Origin of the sequence: Rhizobium sp. CBN3 (assembly GCF_030518245.1) — a bacterium.
GTDB classification, from domain to species: domain Bacteria; phylum Pseudomonadota; class Alphaproteobacteria; order Rhizobiales; family Rhizobiaceae; genus Rhizobium; species Rhizobium aethiopicum_A.
The window spans coordinates 182,613-199,022 of the sequence record NZ_JAULSE010000007.1; the positions used below are offsets into that span (position 1 = coordinate 182,613).

Annotated in this window: 12 protein-coding genes; 6 read left to right on the plus strand and 6 right to left on the minus strand. The window is 63.2% G+C overall.

All coding sequences use genetic code 11. From position 1 onward, the window contains the following. Positions 1–24 precede the first annotated feature (24 nt). Positions 25–7,131, minus strand: a complete 7,107-nt coding sequence (locus tag QWJ46_RS13470; RefSeq protein WP_302751566.1) for a hypothetical protein — start codon at positions 7,129–7,131, stop codon at positions 25–27. Between the two features lie 464 nt (positions 7,132–7,595). Between QWJ46_RS13470 and QWJ46_RS13475 the strand changes: the two genes are divergently transcribed. After that, on the plus strand, positions 7,596–7,979 hold the full coding sequence (locus tag QWJ46_RS13475) for an Hpt domain-containing protein (protein WP_184459512.1): 384 nt from the start codon (positions 7,596–7,598) through the stop codon (positions 7,977–7,979). 206 nt (positions 7,980–8,185) lie between these two features. Next, entirely contained in the window at positions 8,186–8,506 is a 321-nt protein-coding gene (locus QWJ46_RS13480) for a 2Fe-2S iron-sulfur cluster-binding protein (protein ID WP_011425597.1), read from the plus strand. A gap of 357 nt (positions 8,507–8,863) precedes the next feature. On the opposite strand, the gene QWJ46_RS13485 is transcribed toward QWJ46_RS13480, so the two are convergent. Next, positions 8,864–9,490: a DUF922 domain-containing Zn-dependent protease gene (locus tag QWJ46_RS13485; protein WP_184459513.1), complete on the minus strand. Its 627-nt coding sequence runs from the start codon at positions 9,488–9,490 to the stop codon at positions 8,864–8,866. A 102-nt stretch (positions 9,491–9,592) separates the two neighbouring features. Between QWJ46_RS13485 and folP the strand changes: the two genes are divergently transcribed. The 3 genes from folP to folK are packed head-to-tail and all read left to right on the plus strand — an operon-like array spanning position 9,593 to position 11,335. Continuing rightward, on the plus strand, positions 9,593–10,462 hold the full coding sequence (gene folP, locus QWJ46_RS13490; RefSeq protein ID WP_302751569.1) for a dihydropteroate synthase: 870 nt from the start codon (positions 9,593–9,595) through the stop codon (positions 10,460–10,462). Then, entirely contained in the window at positions 10,459–10,824 is a 366-nt protein-coding gene (gene folB, locus QWJ46_RS13495) for a dihydroneopterin aldolase (protein ID WP_008525873.1), read from the plus strand. The genes folP and folB overlap by 4 nt, the downstream gene beginning before the upstream one ends. Further along, positions 10,817–11,335, plus strand: coding sequence for a 2-amino-4-hydroxy-6-hydroxymethyldihydropteridine diphosphokinase (folK, locus tag QWJ46_RS13500; RefSeq protein WP_184459577.1), 519 nt, complete (start codon positions 10,817–10,819; stop codon positions 11,333–11,335). Before folB ends, folK begins: the two co-directional genes overlap by 8 nt. 337 nt (positions 11,336–11,672) lie before the next feature. On the opposite strand, the gene QWJ46_RS13505 is transcribed toward folK, so the two are convergent. From QWJ46_RS13505 to QWJ46_RS13520, 4 genes are all read right to left on the minus strand, one after another. Then, positions 11,673–12,224: a hypothetical protein gene (locus QWJ46_RS13505; protein WP_011425593.1), complete on the minus strand. Its 552-nt coding sequence runs from the start codon at positions 12,222–12,224 to the stop codon at positions 11,673–11,675. A 209-nt stretch (positions 12,225–12,433) separates the two neighbouring features. Then, complete coding sequence (locus tag QWJ46_RS13510) at positions 12,434–13,513, minus strand: YcjF family protein (RefSeq protein ID WP_302751570.1); 1,080 nt, start codon at positions 13,511–13,513, stop codon at positions 12,434–12,436. Continuing rightward, positions 13,510–14,985 carry a YcjX family protein gene (locus QWJ46_RS13515; RefSeq protein ID WP_302751572.1) on the minus strand — a complete coding sequence of 492 codons (1,476 nt, stop codon included), beginning with the start codon at positions 14,983–14,985 and terminating at the stop codon, positions 13,510–13,512. Before QWJ46_RS13515 ends, QWJ46_RS13510 begins: the two co-directional genes overlap by 4 nt. 177 nt (positions 14,986–15,162) lie before the next feature. Continuing rightward, the gene (locus tag QWJ46_RS13520) at positions 15,163–15,657 is read right to left on the minus strand and encodes a histidine phosphatase family protein (RefSeq protein ID WP_302751573.1); all 495 of its coding nucleotides are present in this window, start codon (positions 15,655–15,657) and stop codon (positions 15,163–15,165) included. Positions 15,658–15,932: 275 nt separating this feature from the next. On the opposite strand from QWJ46_RS13520, the gene dksA reads away from it, so the two are divergent. Further along, positions 15,933–16,352 (plus strand): RNA polymerase-binding protein DksA, encoded by a 420-nt coding sequence (gene dksA, locus QWJ46_RS13525; protein WP_008525884.1) that lies wholly within the window; start codon positions 15,933–15,935, stop codon positions 16,350–16,352. Positions 16,353–16,410: the final 58 nt, after the last annotated feature.

Below are 16,410 nucleotides of genomic sequence, written 5' to 3' on the forward strand. Positions count from 1 at the left end.
CAGCTCGACGATATCGGCCAGACTCTATCTCAGCCTGCCCGCTGCGTGGGCGAGCATGGTGTAAACCTTGCCCGTATCCGACGTCAGATAGGACTGTGTGACTGTCTGGTTCGGGTCGGTTCGGGCGACGTCGGCGAGCAGCTTTTCGAAATCGCCGATATAGCGGTCGACGGCGGTGCGGAATTCCGGTTCGCGGTCGTATTTGCGCTTGATCTCGTCGAAGGTCTGCTGGCCCTTCAGCGTGTAGAGGCGACGGGTGAAGACGTCGCGCTCGCCGCGCTGGTAGCGGCGCCAGAGATCGACCGACGCATCGTGATCGATGGCGCGGGCGATATCAACGGAGAGCGAATTTAGCGATTCCACGACATGGCGCGGATTGCGGCTGTCGTTGCTGCGTGCGGCCGGTGCGGCGGTTTCCGCCGGGCGGGCGGGAGCACGGGCCGGCGCCGTGTCCGCGACGTCTTCGCGGGATGCGCCACGCAAAAGATCGCTGATCCAGCCGCCGCTTTCCCGCGCCGGTTCCTGGCGGCCCAATTCCTGGCGAGTGGGGGCTGGCTGCTGGGCGGTCCGCTTAGGAGCGGCGGCCGGAGCGGACGGCGCAATCGTTCCGCGCAGACCCGCCGCTTCGATCGGCGGAGGCGCTGCCGGCTGCGGCGGCTGGGCTGCGATCGGCTGGGTTGGGCGCGGAGCCGGCTGCGCCTGGGCAAGCGAGCGGGCGGCGGGCTCTGAGATTTCGAGCTGCTGGCTGGAGCGGCCGACAAGCTGCGAGATATCCTGCAGGGCCTTGATCTGTTCGGCGACGGCGCGGCGCATGGCCGAGGCGCTTTCCTTGGCTTCCTCGGGCAGGTCGAAGGCGCCGCGCTTCAGTTCGGCGCGGGTGGCGTCGAGTTCGCTGCGGATGTCGGCAGCGGAGCGGCGGATGTCCTCGGTGGCGCCGGAGAAGCGGCCGACAGCATCCTCGATCGCCTCGCGCAGCGATTCCCGCATGTGCTGGGCGGCACCGTCGGAGGCGCGGCCGGCTTCGCCGAGCATGCGCTCGACTTCCGACAGCGAGGCGGTCAGGCCGCCGCGAATACGATTGGAGAGATCACCGGAACGGCGCTCGACATTGGCGAAGGTGCTGTCGATCGTCGTATTGGCCTCGTCGCCGGCGCGGGTGATCGCCTCGCGCATCGTCTCGGCGGCTTCCTGGGCGCGCTTCTCGGTTTCCGTCAGAACGCGACCGATATCGGCAAAGGAGGACTGGACGCCCTGGCGCAGGTTGCCGGTGACCTGGTTGGAGCGCTGCTCGGCCCGCTCGAACACGGTCTCGATCATGCCGCCGAGCCCGCGCATGGTCTTTTCGATCTCGTCGGAGCGTTGGACCAGGCTGACGGAGAGGGCTTGCAGCGCGCCTTCACGCTCTTCGAGCGTCGAGGCGAGGTTGGACTGGGCGGCACCCAGAAGCTGCGAGGCCTGGGTTAGAACCTTGGAATGGTCGTCGAAGCGGCCGATGATGCTGCCGACCTGGGCCAGCGTCTGGCCGGAGATGTCGGAGAGGCGGTCGACCTTGCCTTCGAGAAGCCTGGTCGAGGCGTTGACCATTTCGGCAGCCTTGGTGGCGGAGTCGGCAAAGCGGGTCGTGGTTTCGCCGAGACGCCCGTCGACGCTCGTCAGCTGCTCGGCGGCGCGGTTCATCATCATCGCCATCGCCGCGCTGCTTTCCGACATGCGCTGAACCAGGCCGTTGACGTTGCCGACCAGGCTGTTCTCGATGGCGCTGACAGCGTTGGCAACATTCTCGGTGCGGGCGGCGACGGCGCTGGCGAGCGCTTCGTTCTCGGCGCGCAGGCGATCGGCGCTGAGATTGGCTGCAGCAGTGATGCGGGCAGCGGCCTGCTCGCCGGCATCGGTGTAGCGATCGATGATCGGGCGGGCCGTTTCATCGAGTATGCGGGTCAATTCGACAGAGCGGCCCGATAGCATCGAGTTGAGGTCGCGGGTGCGTTCCTCGAGCGTCGAGCGGATCGAGTTGCCGCGCGCTTCGAGCGCCCGGTCGACGTCGGAGAGGGAGGTATCGATCTCGCGGACACGCTCCTCGAGATTGGAGCGGATGGCGCTGCTACGCGCTTCGAGCGCCCGCTCGACATCCGCCATGGTGGCGGAAATCTCGCTGCCGGCCCCCGACAACGTCGTGCGGATGGCATTGCCGCGCGCCTCGAGAGACTGGCCGGCGTCCGACAGGGCCCTGGAAATGGCATTGACCTGCGTGCCGACAACGGTCTCCGCCTCGGCGACCTTGTTGACGATGGCGTTGCCGGCTTCCGAGAATGTCTGGGCGACGGCAGCGGCCTGGGTTGCCAAGCGGTTCTGAGCTTCGGCAACCCGCGTGACGATCTGCGACGAGCGCTCATCCATGGTGCGGGTGAATTCGTCGCTTTTTGCATTGAGATCCTCGGCGAACTGCTGGCCGGTCTTGCCGAGCAGTTCCGTGGTTCTCGTCGCTTCGCCTTCCATTCCCTGGGCTGCTTCGGCCACCGCGCTGCGCAGCGTCGAGGCGAGGCCGGCGGCCTTGCCCTCGATGGTGCGGTTGACGGCGTCGAGGCCGACGGTCAACGCGCGATCCATGGTGGAGAGGCGTTCCTCGATGCGTTCGTTGCCGCGGTCCAGGGTTTCGCCGAGACTTGCCGTGCGGCCCTCGATGGCGCCTGCAAGCGTGGTCGTGCGGCTGTCCAGCGTCTCGGCCAGATTGGCGGCGCGGCTGTCGATTGCCTGTGTAAGATTGGCGGCGCTGCCTTCGAGCGTCGCCGAGATGCGCCGGGTGGCGTCGTCACCGAGCGCGCCGAGCCGGGAAATGCCGTCGGTAAGCACGCCGGAGAGCTGGCTGTTGGCGGCCTCGACCTTTTCGGCAACGCCGCCGACGCCGTCACGGATGCGGGTCTCGATCGCCGTAAGGCCGGCTTCCATACGAGAACCGGTTTCTTCAAGACGTCCCGCAAGGTTTTCAACCGACTGGTCGAGATGGGCCGAAAGGTTCTGGGCGGAGCTCGAAATCGTGTTCGCCGCCTCCTGGAAGCGGCCGGCGATCTGGCCGGCGCCGGCGCGCATGCGATCTTCCAATGTCTGGGCGCCGGCATCGATCGCCTGGCGGATCGAGGCTTCACGATCTTCAAGCGACATTTCGAGCATGCTGACGCTCGTCGCCACCGAAGTGCCGATGCTGGTCGCCTGTTCGGTGAGCGTATCGCTGATTTGCGCATGCGCCTGGCTCAACGACAGCTCGATGGCATTGCCGCGATCCTCGAGCGTCGTGCGGATGCGCTCATGGGCAGAAGCGAGCCCGCCTTCGATCCGCGCCGCGGCCTCCTCGGCCAGGCTCCCGAGCCGCGCATGGGCATCGCTCAGGCGGCCTTCGATGCGGCCGGTCAAGCCGCCGACGAGATCCTCGAAGCGGGCACCGCCCGCATCGAGCGCGCCCGAAAGCGCCGCGCTGTGCTCGGAGAGGGCGGATTCAAGCCGCCGCTGATTGTCGGCATAGGCGTTGTGGATGGCGTCCGTCTTGTCGGCAAAGGCGCCGGCAACACGGGCCTCGGCACTGGTGACGGCCTCCATGATCGCATTGCTGCGGGCCTCGAGGGCGCTGTCGAAGCGGCTCTGGTTGTCATCGAGCGAAATGGCGAGCGCCATGGTTTTTTCGTCGAGCGTATCGGTGAGCCGGTCATGGCTTGCCGTTACGGCACCGACGAGCGCGGCTGCGCGGTGTCCCAAGGCTTCCTCCAGGCGAACCTGCCCTTCGTTCAGCGAGGCGGCCAATGCGCTGGCCTTCTGGTCGAGCACGCCATTCAGGCGTTCATGTGTGCCGGAGACCGCATTGGTGATCGCATCGGCGCCTGATGTCAGCGTCTCCTCGAGGCGGCTCTGGCTCTCGTTCAGCGAAATGGCAAGGGCCATCGCCCGATCGTCGAGCGTCTCGGACAGGCGGTCATGGGTGGCAGAAACCGCACTGAGGAAGGATTCCGAACGGCTCTCCAGCGTATCCTGCAGGCGGCTCTGGCCTTCGCTCAAGGAGGCGGTCAGTGCCGATGCCTTCTCATCAAGGGTTTCGGCGATACGCTGATGCGTACCGGAGACGGCCTTGAGGAAAGCTTCGGAGCGGGCTTCCAACGTGTCTTCGATCCGCGTCTGGTTCTCATTGAGCGAGATTGCGAGCGCCATCGCCTTCTCGTCCAGCGTTTCCGACAGCCGGTCATGGGTGCCGGAAACGGCATTCAGCAGCGCCGACGACCGGGTCTGCAGCGTATCCTCGATGCTGGCCTGGCCTTCGCTCAACGAGATGGCAAGCGCCATCGCCTTTTCATCCAGGGTCTCGGAGAGACGGTCATGGGTGCCGGATACGGCATTCAGCAGGGCCGCGGAGCGGGTTTCGAGCGTATTTTCGATGCGTGCCTGGGTTTCGTTCAGCGAGTTGGCAAAAGCTGCCGCCTTACCTTGCAGTGTCTCGGCAAACCGGTCATGGGTGCCGGAGACGGCGTTCAGCAGGCCTGCGGAACCGCTTTCCAGCGTTTCCTCGATGCGAGCCTGGCTCTCGTTCAAGGAAATGGCAAGCGCCATCGCCTTTTCATCAAGGGTTTCGGCAAGCCGGTCGCTCGTGCCGGACACGCTGTTCAACAATGCTTCGGCGCGGGTTCCGAGCGCGTCCTCGATGCGGGCATGGCGCTCGTCGAGCGAAGTCGTCAGCGCCGCTGCCTTGGTATCGAGGGTTTCCGACAGCCGATCATGCGTGCCCGAGACGGCGTTGAGGAAGGCTGCGGAACGGGTCTCCAGCGTGTCTTCGATGCGGCTCTGGCTTTCGTTCAAGGAGATGGCGAGCGCCATTGCCTTTTCGTCGAGCGTTTCGGAGAGGCGGTCATGAGTGCCGGAAACGGCGTTGAGCAGCGCCTCGGAGCGGGTTTCGAGCGTATCCTCGATGCGGGCCTGGCCCTCGTTCAGGGAAATGGCGAGCGCCATCGCCTTTTCGTCAAGCGTTTCCGCAAGACGATCATGGGTGCCGGAAACCGCGTTGATGATGGCGTCGGAGCGAGTCGTCAGCGCTTCCTCGAAGCGGCCGTGATGGGTGGTCAGCGCATTGATCAGCGCTCCGCCGCGCTCCGCCATGACGCTGTCGATACGCTCATGGGCTGTGCCAACCGCGTCTCGGATTTCTGCGGCGCGCGCTGTCAATACGCTGGTCAGTTCCTCGGCGCGGCCGCCGAAGGCCGTCGTGACCTGCTCGGTGCCGGCGGCAACGGCGGCGGTCAAATCGGTGGTGGTTGTGCGCAACGTATCGCGGAATTCGGCCGAGCGGGCCTGAAGATTGTTGTGCAGGTCGGAGGTGCCGGATGCAAGCGCCAGCGCGATGTCCGACGTGGCGCTCTGCAGCGCCGAGGTCAGCTCGCCGGTGCGGCTGGTGAGTGCCGTGGTGATTTCTTCGGTGCGGCTATTGAGCGTGCTCTCCAGCACTTCATGACCGGTTGCGAGCGCCGTCGCGAGCGCCAGCGATTGGTCGGTCATCGAGGAGCCAAGCCGGTCGATGCTGGAGCTCAAAATGCCCTCGATCGAATCCGAACTGCCGGTCAGCGTTTCGTTGATGCGGGCAAGGCTCTCCATCAGCTTGGTGTCGAGCGAGCCGGTGCGCTTGTCGAAAGCGCTGGTGAATTCGGCGACACGCTCGTCGAAGGCGGTCGACAGCTGGGCGACGGTCGTCTGCAGCCGCTCTTCGAAGAAGCCGGAGCGCAGATCGAGATCCATGACGGCGTCGTCGGCGGTGCTCTGCAGGCTCTGGCGGAAACTTGCGCCCTTCTCATCGAGCGCGCTGTTCAGCTTCGACAGCACGTCGTCGAGCGTCCCGCCGATGGTGCGTTCGCCCGATGTCAGGCTCTCGTTGATCTCGCGGGTGCGGGCGATCAGGATTTCGTTCAGCTGATGCGTGCGCTCGTTCAGCGCCGCGTTCAGCTTCTCGGTGCTGCTGTCCATGGTCGAGGCGCGCGTCTCGAACTGGCTGAGCAGTTTTTCGCCGTGTTCGTTGAGGTTGACGGAGAGCGCCTCGAGGCGGTTGTCGAATTCGGTGGCGAGCGCAAAACCGGAGGCATTGAGGGTCTGAAGCAGGCTGTCGGTCTTGGCGGCGAGCAGGCTGCCCATCGACTGCAGGGCGCTGTCCGATTTTTCCAGGATCGTCGCTGCGCGCGTGTCGATCAGCGAGGCAAAGGCTTCGCCCGATGTGGCGAGCCGCACGGCGATCTCTTCGGTCGCCAGCGACAGTTCTTCCTTCAGCTGGTCGTGGACGCTGCCGATCGAGGTGCGGATGCGGTCGGCATGGTTGACGATCGCTTCGCGCTCGGAGCCGAGTTCGTGGACGAGGCCGCGCACTCGCAACTCGTTGTCGGCATAGGAGCGTTCGAGAGCGTTGACTTCGGAATGGACCAGCGTTTCCAGCTCGGAAGCGCGCGCGATGGTGCGCTCGATGCCTTCGTTCATCGCCGAGACTTCGCGGCGCACCGCCTGGCCAACGGTCATGATGCGTTCGGAGGCGATGGTTTCCGGCTCTGCCAGGCGCAATGCCACCTCTGCCATGGAGCGGGCGGCGTTGCGCATGTCCTGGGCGCGGGAGATCATGACGGCGAAAGCATAGAACATCATCACCGGAATGATGATGCCGACCAGGCCGGCAATGACGCCGGGCAGGGCGACGAGATCGGCGATCGAGCGGATCTGCCAGATCTGCGGCGCATAAAGCAGCGACATCAGGCCGAGGCCCGCCATGACCCAAAGCACGGAAAACAGGGTAGCGGTGCGCATCGCCGAGCGGCTGGAAGCGCCGTCGAAGGACTTCAGGATCGAGGCGGGCGTATTGCGGCTGGCATCATTGGCGGGCGCGAAGGCCGAAGCCCTGGAAGCCTGCTCGGCCCCGGAGCCGCGGCGGCTGCGGCGCTGCGCTTCTTCCTGGGCCTGCTGATTGCGCGCATTTGATGGATCAGACACATTACCCTCCGGCGCCTGGGGCGCGTCGCCGCGGCGAGACGGCACGTTATCCTTGCCGAAGTCGATCTGGAGCGCCTCGTCCAACGCTTTGAACGCCTTGTCCTCGATCGACTCGTTATATTTGTTATTCGCCATTCGGTTACGCCTCGTTACTGTCGGCCGGCCCGGCAGCACATCCCCGGCTTCCACCTTGTCCGGGAACAACTTTGCCGTAACGGCCCTCCATCCCGACCGCGGACGGATAAGCATGTCATTTCAGAGTAGATAGCCGCTTTTTCAAACGGAAGGTATCAAAACACTACCATTATCCACTCACTCGGCAAAGGCGCGTACCATAAACCCGCTCCACCAGTATCGTAGTGACACATCTGGGCTCTGCACACAATTAATGAAGGCTTGAGATTTATGGCTCGTTAACCCGTTGTTAACATCTTTGAATCCGAGGCCCTGCTTAAAAACCAATAATTTAGCGATATTTAACGGATGTTAACCATATGGTGAGATTTCCACGCCCGATGTGCCGGAATTTAACGCGATGGCCACCCTCCTGACGCAGAACTGTAGCAAGTGCGGACGACCTGAGACGGGAGAAATGGCAAATGGCGGCCCAGCTGGCAGCATTGAAGATCGTATTCGAGGCGCCTGATAATGCAAAAGGGCCGTGCCCCTCGACGGTCCGGCCGATCGATCTCGTCCATCTCGCAAAACAGACGATGGGCGACAAGTCCCTGGAAATCGAAGTCCTTCAGATGTTTGCGCGTCAGGCGCGGGCGTGTCTCCAGGATATGGCGAGCGGTGAGACCGTGCGTGTCGGCGCGGCCGCGCATCGGCTGAAAGGTGCGGCGAGTTCGGTCGGCGCATTCCGCGTGTCGCAGACGGCTGAGGTCGTCGAGGAGACCGGCGGCGATGCCGGCGCGATGGCGGCGCTCGGCGCTGCCGTCCTCGATGCCGAGAACTTCATTCTCAAGCTCTGCCGCGGCTGACCTCCAAGTCTTCTTTCGTTGATTGAACGAGGCCCGTTGTTTCATTGCGGAACCACGGGTCTTTTTGCGACGTCCTAGATGACGCTTTGAAGACGGCGGGCGAAGGCCCGATCTGCGAGGTTATGGCGGATTTCCGAATGTTGACTGAAGCGTCGAATTGTCGGAAGAAACTCCGCCCACCCATTTGAAGACCGGAAATAGTCCTGATGCCCAAACTTACCATCGTCGCCTTCGACGGCACGCGCTTCGACCTCGACGTCGACCAAGGCTCCACCGTGATGGAGAATGCCGTGCGCAATTCGGTGCCCGGCATCGAGGCCGAATGCGGCGGCGCCTGCGCCTGCGCCACCTGTCACGTCTACGTCGACGAGGAATGGACGGAGAAGGTCGGCCAGCCGGAAGCGATGGAAGAGGATATGCTCGACTTCGCCTTCGACGTGCGCCCTACCTCGCGGCTCTCCTGCCAGATCCGGATGAAGGCCGCTTATGACGGGCTCGTCGTGCACGTGCCCGAACGCCAGGCCTGAGGCGCCCCGCGTTTCGCGCTAACGTATCGGCCCGAAAATCGGAACCGATTTTCGGAGTCGAATAACCGACACCATCACCACAAAAAAGACGCCTCGCGCGCTGGTGCGAGCGAGGCGAGGCGGGCGCATTACCAACGGATGAGGGAGGAACATCCGCGGCTTCGGAACGCGCCAGGAGAACCCAGCGAGGAAAGTCCAGATGCCGTACCTGAACTTTCGAATGTGTTCATATTAACGCGTTCCGGTTGAGTCTGCCAGGATGAAAAATGACCATTAAAACGCTGGGGAAGGGGTAAGTTTCGCACAAGTTTCGTTGTGCAGCTAAGTTTTTCCGCTCGTCATCAGCTCGAGAAAGTCTTATTTTCTGCCGGCTCGACCGTTGATTCGATTTTTCAGCAATCTCAGCATGCGCTTCTGGAAGTTGACCGCCTCAACCCGGTCGAATCGCGCCTGCAGTCGATCGTGCTCCTCTATGCCGCGAGTTGATTCGTTGGAGACGAGCTCCTGCATGGCCTCGCAGCTGCGCTGCTGCGGCAATGCGCGGATGGCGCGCTCCATGGCGCGGGCCTGATCTCTGGCGATCTCGGCATGACGCTCCTCGTGGCGCTTGATGTCACTCGACAGTGCGTCCCATATCATCGACAGCTCCTTGCTGGCGCCTCTGCGGCTGTTCCAGCGCGGCAGGATGATCTGGGTGTGAACGGTGACCTTTACGTTGCCGACGCGGCATCGGCCATTATCCTGGATATAGGTGGCCTCGCCGCCGAAGCGGATCTTGGTGGCGCCGGGATGGCGTGCCGACGAACCGCTCGCCGTCGGGCCGCGCCGGCTGAGTTCCCGGTCTAGCTCATCGGCGGTTTTGCCGCGGATGTCGAAATAGGAATAACTTTTCGATGCGATCACTTCGGCTGCCGCTGGACTGCTGAGGGAAAGAGCAATGGAAAAGGCGACAGGAAGGCACATATAACGCATTGCAAGCGGCATTCTGAACGCAACCCATGTTGAAATCGGCAGGAGCTTGGGGCATAGCCACCGTAAGCGCAATATCGGATGGCGGCTTTTTTCGTCATCAATAGGACAAGTCTGGTGACAGGGCTCGAAGGCAGTTTCTGGCGTGTCGGCCATGGCCGGGAAATCGAACTCGGCCGTCGGTCGGCGATCATGGCGATCGTCAATGTGACGCCGGACTCCTTCTCCGACGGCGGACGCTTTGAAACCGTCGATGCCGCCGTCGAACACGCATTGCAGGCGGTCAGAGACGGTGCTGCGATCGTCGACATCGGTGGCGAATCGACCAGGCCGGGTGCGGCGTCGGTCAGCCCTTCGGAAGAGCAGGCGCGGGTGTTGCCCGTCATCGAGGCGCTGCGCGGTCGCATCGAGGCGCTGATCTCGATCGATACCTATCGTGCCGAGACGGCGCGGCTGGCCGTCGGCGCCGGCGCCCATATTGTCAACGACGTCTTCGGACTGCAGAAAGACGCAGGTATCGCGGATGTGGCCGCGGCCACCGGGGCGGGGCTCTGCATCATGCATACCGGCCGTGACAGGGTCAAACTTGCCGATGTGATCGCCGATCAGGCGCATTTCCTCGAACGGTCGCTGGCGATCGCCGCCACGGCCGGAGTCAACAGCGACCGGATCGTGCTCGATCCGGGTTTCGGCTTCGCCAAGGAGACGGCGGAGGAGAACCTGGAGCTGATGGCGCGGTTTTCCGAACTTTCGCGCTTCGGCCTGCCGCTGCTTGCCGGCACCTCGCGCAAGCGCTTCCTCGGCGTGGTGACGGGGCGCGAGGCGCCGGAGAGAGATGCGGCGACGGCCGCATCAAGCGCGCTGCTCAGGCTTCAAGGGGCTGCGGTTTTCCGGGTGCACAATGTCGCAATCAACAGGGATGCGCTTGCTATCGCCGATGCTATGCTCAATGCGCGCCAGGAATTCGAGAGGAAGCGGCCGACATGACCACCTACACGATCACGCTGCAGAACTGCGCCTTCTTCGCGCGCCACGGCGTTCATGACGAGGAGGAATTTCTCGGCCAGCGCTTCTTCGTCGACGCCGAGCTCGATGTCGTCGCCGGCGAGGCGCTGGAAAGCGATTCGATCAACGACACCGTCAATTACGGCATTGCCTTTACGGTGATCGAGGAGATCGTCACCGGCAAGCGACGCTACCTCATCGAAGCCCTGGCGCTCGATATCGCCAAGGGCCTCTGTCAGACATTCCCGCAGGTGCGCCGGGCGAAGATCACGGTGCGCAAGCCGAATGCGCCGGTGCCCGGCGTGCTCGATTTCGTGCAGGTGAGTGTTGAACATTTTGCCTGAGGCTGCATCGCAATCGGCCACACTCGGCCTCGGCGGCAATATCGGCGATCCGGTAAAGGCGATGGCCGCGGCACTGCAGAGACTGGAGGAGCGCGACGACTGTCGTATCACCGCCGTGTCGCGGCTCTATCGCACGCCGCCGTGGGGTAAAACCGACCAATCGTTCTTCTTCAATGCCTGCGCCGCCGTCGAAACCCGGCTCTCTCCAGAGGCGCTGCTCGATGTCTGCCTGTCGATCGAGCGCGAGATGAAACGCGAGCGTGTCGAACGTTGGGGGCCGCGCACGCTCGATATCGACGTGCTGACCTATGGCAACGTCGTCCAGCAGGCGCCGCGGCTGGAGTTGCCGCATCCCCGTATGACCGATCGCGGTTTCGTCCTGATGCCGCTTGCCGACATCGCCCCAGGCCTTCTCGTCAGGGACCGGCCGGTCAGCGACTGGCTGCTCGAGGCAGACGTGACCGGCATCGAGGTCGCCGATGACAGCGGCGACTGGTGGCGGCGCGCCTAGAGCTTTTCCGGGTTAGCTTGAAGCATTCTGTTGGCTCAAACGGAGTCGGATGGTCGACCGGCCGGCGCGCGTCGTAGCCCGGCTCTACGGCCAAGCCGGCCGGTCGATCAGCCGGCCCGTTTCAGCCAACCCGAAGGGCCGGGCATCTTTCCGCCAGGATCAAAGGCGATCGGCTCAGACGTACCTGGGGGTATGCCCGTCGCCAATCGCCTTTGCCCTGACGAAAACCTGCTCCGGCAGAATGCTTCAATCTAACCCGGAAAAGCTCTAAGGCTCTAAAACGCGAAACGGCGGGAAACCCGCCGCTTCAGGAAAACCGGGTCATCCGGTCTGTCTGCTACTGGATGGAGCCGACCGCCATTTCGTCGACCTGACGAGTCAATGTCAGGCCGATAACCGGGATCATCTGGCTTTCGACCTTGACCGACACGGTGACGTTCATCGTCTTGTCGTCCCGCACGCGAGCGATCATCGCGCCATTCAGCTTGGCGCGGTTGATGCCGACCACGACTGTATCCTCGGTGACAGCGCCGGAGACGACGTCAAGACCCTTGCCGGCGGCGCCGTCGAGGAACTTGCCCTTGTAGGTGGAGCCCGACTGCGAGATGACGGCGCTCATCGGCTGCTTGAAGACACCGACGCGGCAGGTGCCGTCGAGCTTGATGCCGGCAGTGCTGTCGCCGGTGGGTTCACCGGTCAGATTGCAGGTGAATTTCGTGCCCTTGTACTTGCCGGCGACGATCTCGCCAGGACCCTTCCAGGAGCCGGTGACGGATTCGAAGAAGGCCTTGTCGCGGGTTGCGGCAGTGGCTGCCGGAGCGACGTCTGCGACGGGAGACAATGCCGCGGCGGCGAGGCCGCATAAGAAGAGAAACTGGCGCGAATACATGGATTTTCCTTGGCAAACACCACTCACGAACTGCTGCCAAGTTTTGCCGAAGAATGGTTAATCCTTCCTTTCGATTGTGCCGAAATGCGAGGGATTGGATTTCTGTCGCGCCTCGCGGATTTTAGGATCCGGCGGCTACAGTGTTGAATCTGCTTAACTTCGCCAACTTCACCTACGGGAAGGTGAGAACTGCAAAATCGCCTGGTCAGTTAAGGATTGTTGCCGCGCGGCGACATTGAAGGTGTGAGATCGCCGATAAAATCGCCGATTCCCGGTCTCTTCACCGCACGAAAGGCAAGCGGGCGACAGAGATCCATCGCCGCGATTCCGATGCGAGCGGTCATCAGACCGTTGATCACGCCCTCGCCGAGTCGGGCCGATAGTTTCGAGGCCAGCCCATGGCCGAGCACCTGCTGGACGAGACTGTCGCCGACGGCGATCGAGCCGGTGACGGCGAGGTGGGCCAACACGTCACGCAGGAGGCGGAACATGCCGAGCGTGCCGGGGCGGCCGCCGTAGAGCTCGGCCATGGCGCGGATGAGGCGCACGGACTCGTAGAGCACATAAAGCAGATCGACGATCGCGCGCGGGCTGACGGCGGTGACGATCGAGACGCGCTTGGAGGCATTGAGGATGAGCGCCCGCGCTTTGCGGTCGAGTGGGGCCAGCAGTTCGCGTTCGGCCAAGGCGATCAGATGCGGGGGGTCGATGACCTCGCCCTCGGTCGCCTTCAGCGTCGCGCGCCCCCTCGATGTCTCGGGATTGGCCGCAAGAAGCGTGGTGAGGCGCGCAACGACGGCGCGCGCTTTCGCCGGCCGTGTTTCGAGGACCGCCGCCTCTGCTTCCGCCTTGATCGCCTGAACAGCGGCAAGGCGCATCATGCCCGCGGTCTCACGGATGACGAGGGCAAGCACGGCGAGGACGCCGATCGCCAGCACGCCAAGAGCTGCATAACCCAGCCAGTCGGCGCGGGTGAAGAGATCGCGGATCAGCCGGTCGGTCCAGAGGCCGATGCCGAGCGACAGCAGGATCCCGAAGGCGCCTAGTGCGATCTTGCCGAAGGAGGCGCGCCGCTTGCGCGGTGTTGCCACCGGCACTGCACTCGCATCCCTGTCCGGATTGATGAAGGGATCCTCGTCGTCGGGCGTCAAGACGATGTCTTCCGAGAAGCTTTCCGGTCTGCGTTGGCCTTGTTGTTGCCGGCCATTATCGCGCGGCACGGCAGCCTCATCCTCATAGGCGAAGGCGGCGGGCGGGCGGTGCGGCAAATCGGAGGGGGGCTTACTCATGCGAGACGGTCTCCGAACAGGAACTGCATGGCGCGGTCAAGGCGGATATGCGGCACCGACAGTTTGATGCCGCCGCCGGTCTCCTCGAGATGCGGCGGGCGGAATCTGACGACGTTAACGTCGGGCAGGGTATCGGCGGTCTCGCCGGAAGCGATGCGGTCGAACAGGCTTTCCGGATCCTGCGGCAGGTCTCCGGGGAAGATCGCGGTCTTTCTCTGGCCGTCGAATAGCTCGCCGGCAATGGTTTCGCCCTCGATCGGCGTGCCGACGATGACAGGCAGTTCATTGCCGTCGCGCTTGACCGATGCCTCGCGCGTGGCGCGCACGGAAGCGAGCGCCATCACGTCGATGCCGGCTCCGGCCATGCCGATGCGGGCGATGGCGCGATCGACGAGGCGGCGGGTCAGCGCGTCGAGCCGATCATGGCTCTCATGATGGAGATGGTCGGCCTTGGTTGCGGCGACCAGCACACGGTCGATGCGGCGCCCCAGCAGCGACGAGAGCAGCGAATTTGTGCCCGGGCGGAAGCAGGCAAGCACGTCGGTCAGCGCGCGCTCCAGATCCTGGACGGCTTCGGGGCCGCGGTTCATGGCCTGTAGCGCGTCGACCAGCACGATCTGCCGGTCGAGCCGGGCGAAATGCTCGCGGAAGAACGGTTTGACGACGACGGATTTATAGGCCTCGTAACGCCGCTCCATCATCGTCCAGAGCGAGCCGCGATCGGGACGTGCGCCCGGCGGCAGGACGAGCGGGGCGAAGGTCAGCGCCGGCGAGCCGTCAAGATCGCCGGGCAGAAGCATGCGCCCGGGCGGCAAGGTGGAGAGCGAGCGTTCGTCGGCCTTGCAGGCCTTGAGGTAATCTGCAAAGGCGGTGGCAAGCTCGCGAGCCACCATCTCGTCGGCGCCGGCATTTATATCGGCAGCACGTGTCAGAGCCAACCATTGCCGCGACAGTTCGGAGCGCACGCCTTTTTGCGCAAGCGCGATCGTTTCCTCGCTGAAGGTGCGGTAATCCTTGCCGAGCAGCGGCAGGTCGAGCAGCCACTCGCCTGGATAATCGACGAGATCGATCGACAGCCGGCCGGGCGAGAACAGGCGGTTCCAGCCGCTGGCGCTCTGATAATCGAGGGTGATGCGCAGTTCTGATATGGCGCGAGTGGAATCCGGCCAGACGCGGTCCTTCACCAGCGCTCGGATATGATCCTCATATTGGAAACGGGGCACGGCGTCATCCGGCTGCGGCTCCAGCCGCACGGCTGAAACGCGCCCCGACTGCACCGGCTCGAACAGCGGCAGCCGGCCGCCATGCAGGAGATTGTGGACAAGCGAGGAGATGAAGACCGTCTTACCGGAACGGGAGAGGCCGGTGACGCCGAGCCGTACGGTCGGATTGACGAGGCCGCTTGCCCTGTCGGCGAGATTATCAAACGCGATGCGGGCGTCGTCGGCGAGAGATGTCAGGCGTGGCGGCAAGGCGCAATTCCGGTTGATGACTGCCGGCAATATAGGAAGACTGCGCCGGCCGAAAAAGAAGCGGAGTTAGAGCATTTTCGTTTTTCTTCGAATCACGAGCATCCTCTATCTTCTTGTTTTAACGCAATTCCGGACGCAAAACCGCTGCACACTTTTGCTGGAATTGCTCTAGAGACTTCAGACGACGAGGAAATCGATCAGGCGCCAGCCGCTGGCGGAAGCGTCAAAATCGACAACGGCGAGACCTGCCGTCGGAAAGCCGGCGGGAAGTGCGTTCACCATAGCCTCGTGGCCGATCAGCGCCTCAAGCGCCTGCTCGATCGTCGGGTTGTGGCCGACCAGCATGACGGCGGCGTTATCCTGCGCATCAACGATTTCGACATAGGTATCGACCGTGGCGTTGTAGAGCGCGTCGATGTAACTCACATCAAGTGCCACACCCATCGCCCGATGGACGGCGTCGGCGGTGTCGCGGCAGCGCAGCGCCGTCGAACTGATCAGAAGATCGGGACGGTAGCCCTTGTCGGCGGCTTTGTCGGCGATAACCTCGGCATCGCCATAACCTTTTTCGTTGAGCGGCCGGTCGAAATCGCGCTGTCCTGGCTCGGCCCAGGCGGCCTCGGCATGACGCAGGAGATAGATGCGATTGGGCGGAGGCAGCGGTACGGTCATGGGCAAATCCAGGATCGGCGGGTCTTTTCAGTAGCGGTTGCGATCATCCGCCGTCAACCGCCAGCCATGCCGCAACGGCCCAAAACGTGGCCGACAACGCGGCGTTTTGAAGACGAGACGAAAATTGCGAACGCGAATAATCATGAGAAAATAGTCCGTTAGCCGAAAATTGTAACAGATTTAAAAATCTGTTTAGCTGTCGTATTTGGCTTGAATCGCGGCTAGCGCTTGGGATATACACCCCGCCAGATGAGATGTTCTTCAGGAGAATCGCGTTGAGTGAGAAGATCGATCTTAGCAATTACGTTCCCTCGGAAGAGGAAGAATTCATGAACGTAAACCAGCGTGCCTACTTCAGGGCAAAGCTGGTCGCCTGGAAAAACGATATCCTTAGAGAAGCGCGCGAAACACTCGACCATCTGGCCGAGGAAAGCGCAAACCATCCCGATCTCGCCGACAGGGCGTCATCGGAAACCGACAGGGCGATCGAACTTCGCGCCCGCGACCGGCAGAGAAAACTGATCTCCAAGATCGACGCGGCGCTGCAGCGCATCGAAGACGGCACCTACGGCTATTGCGAGGAAACCGGCGAACCGATCGGTCTTAAGCGTCTCGACGCCCGTCCGATCGCGACGCTGTCGATCGAGGCGCAGGAGCGCCACGAACGTCGCGAAAAGGTTTACCGCGACGAATGACCATTCCCGTGCAGAGATGAGAGACATTCAGCGCCGCGATCCGATCGCGGCGCTTTTT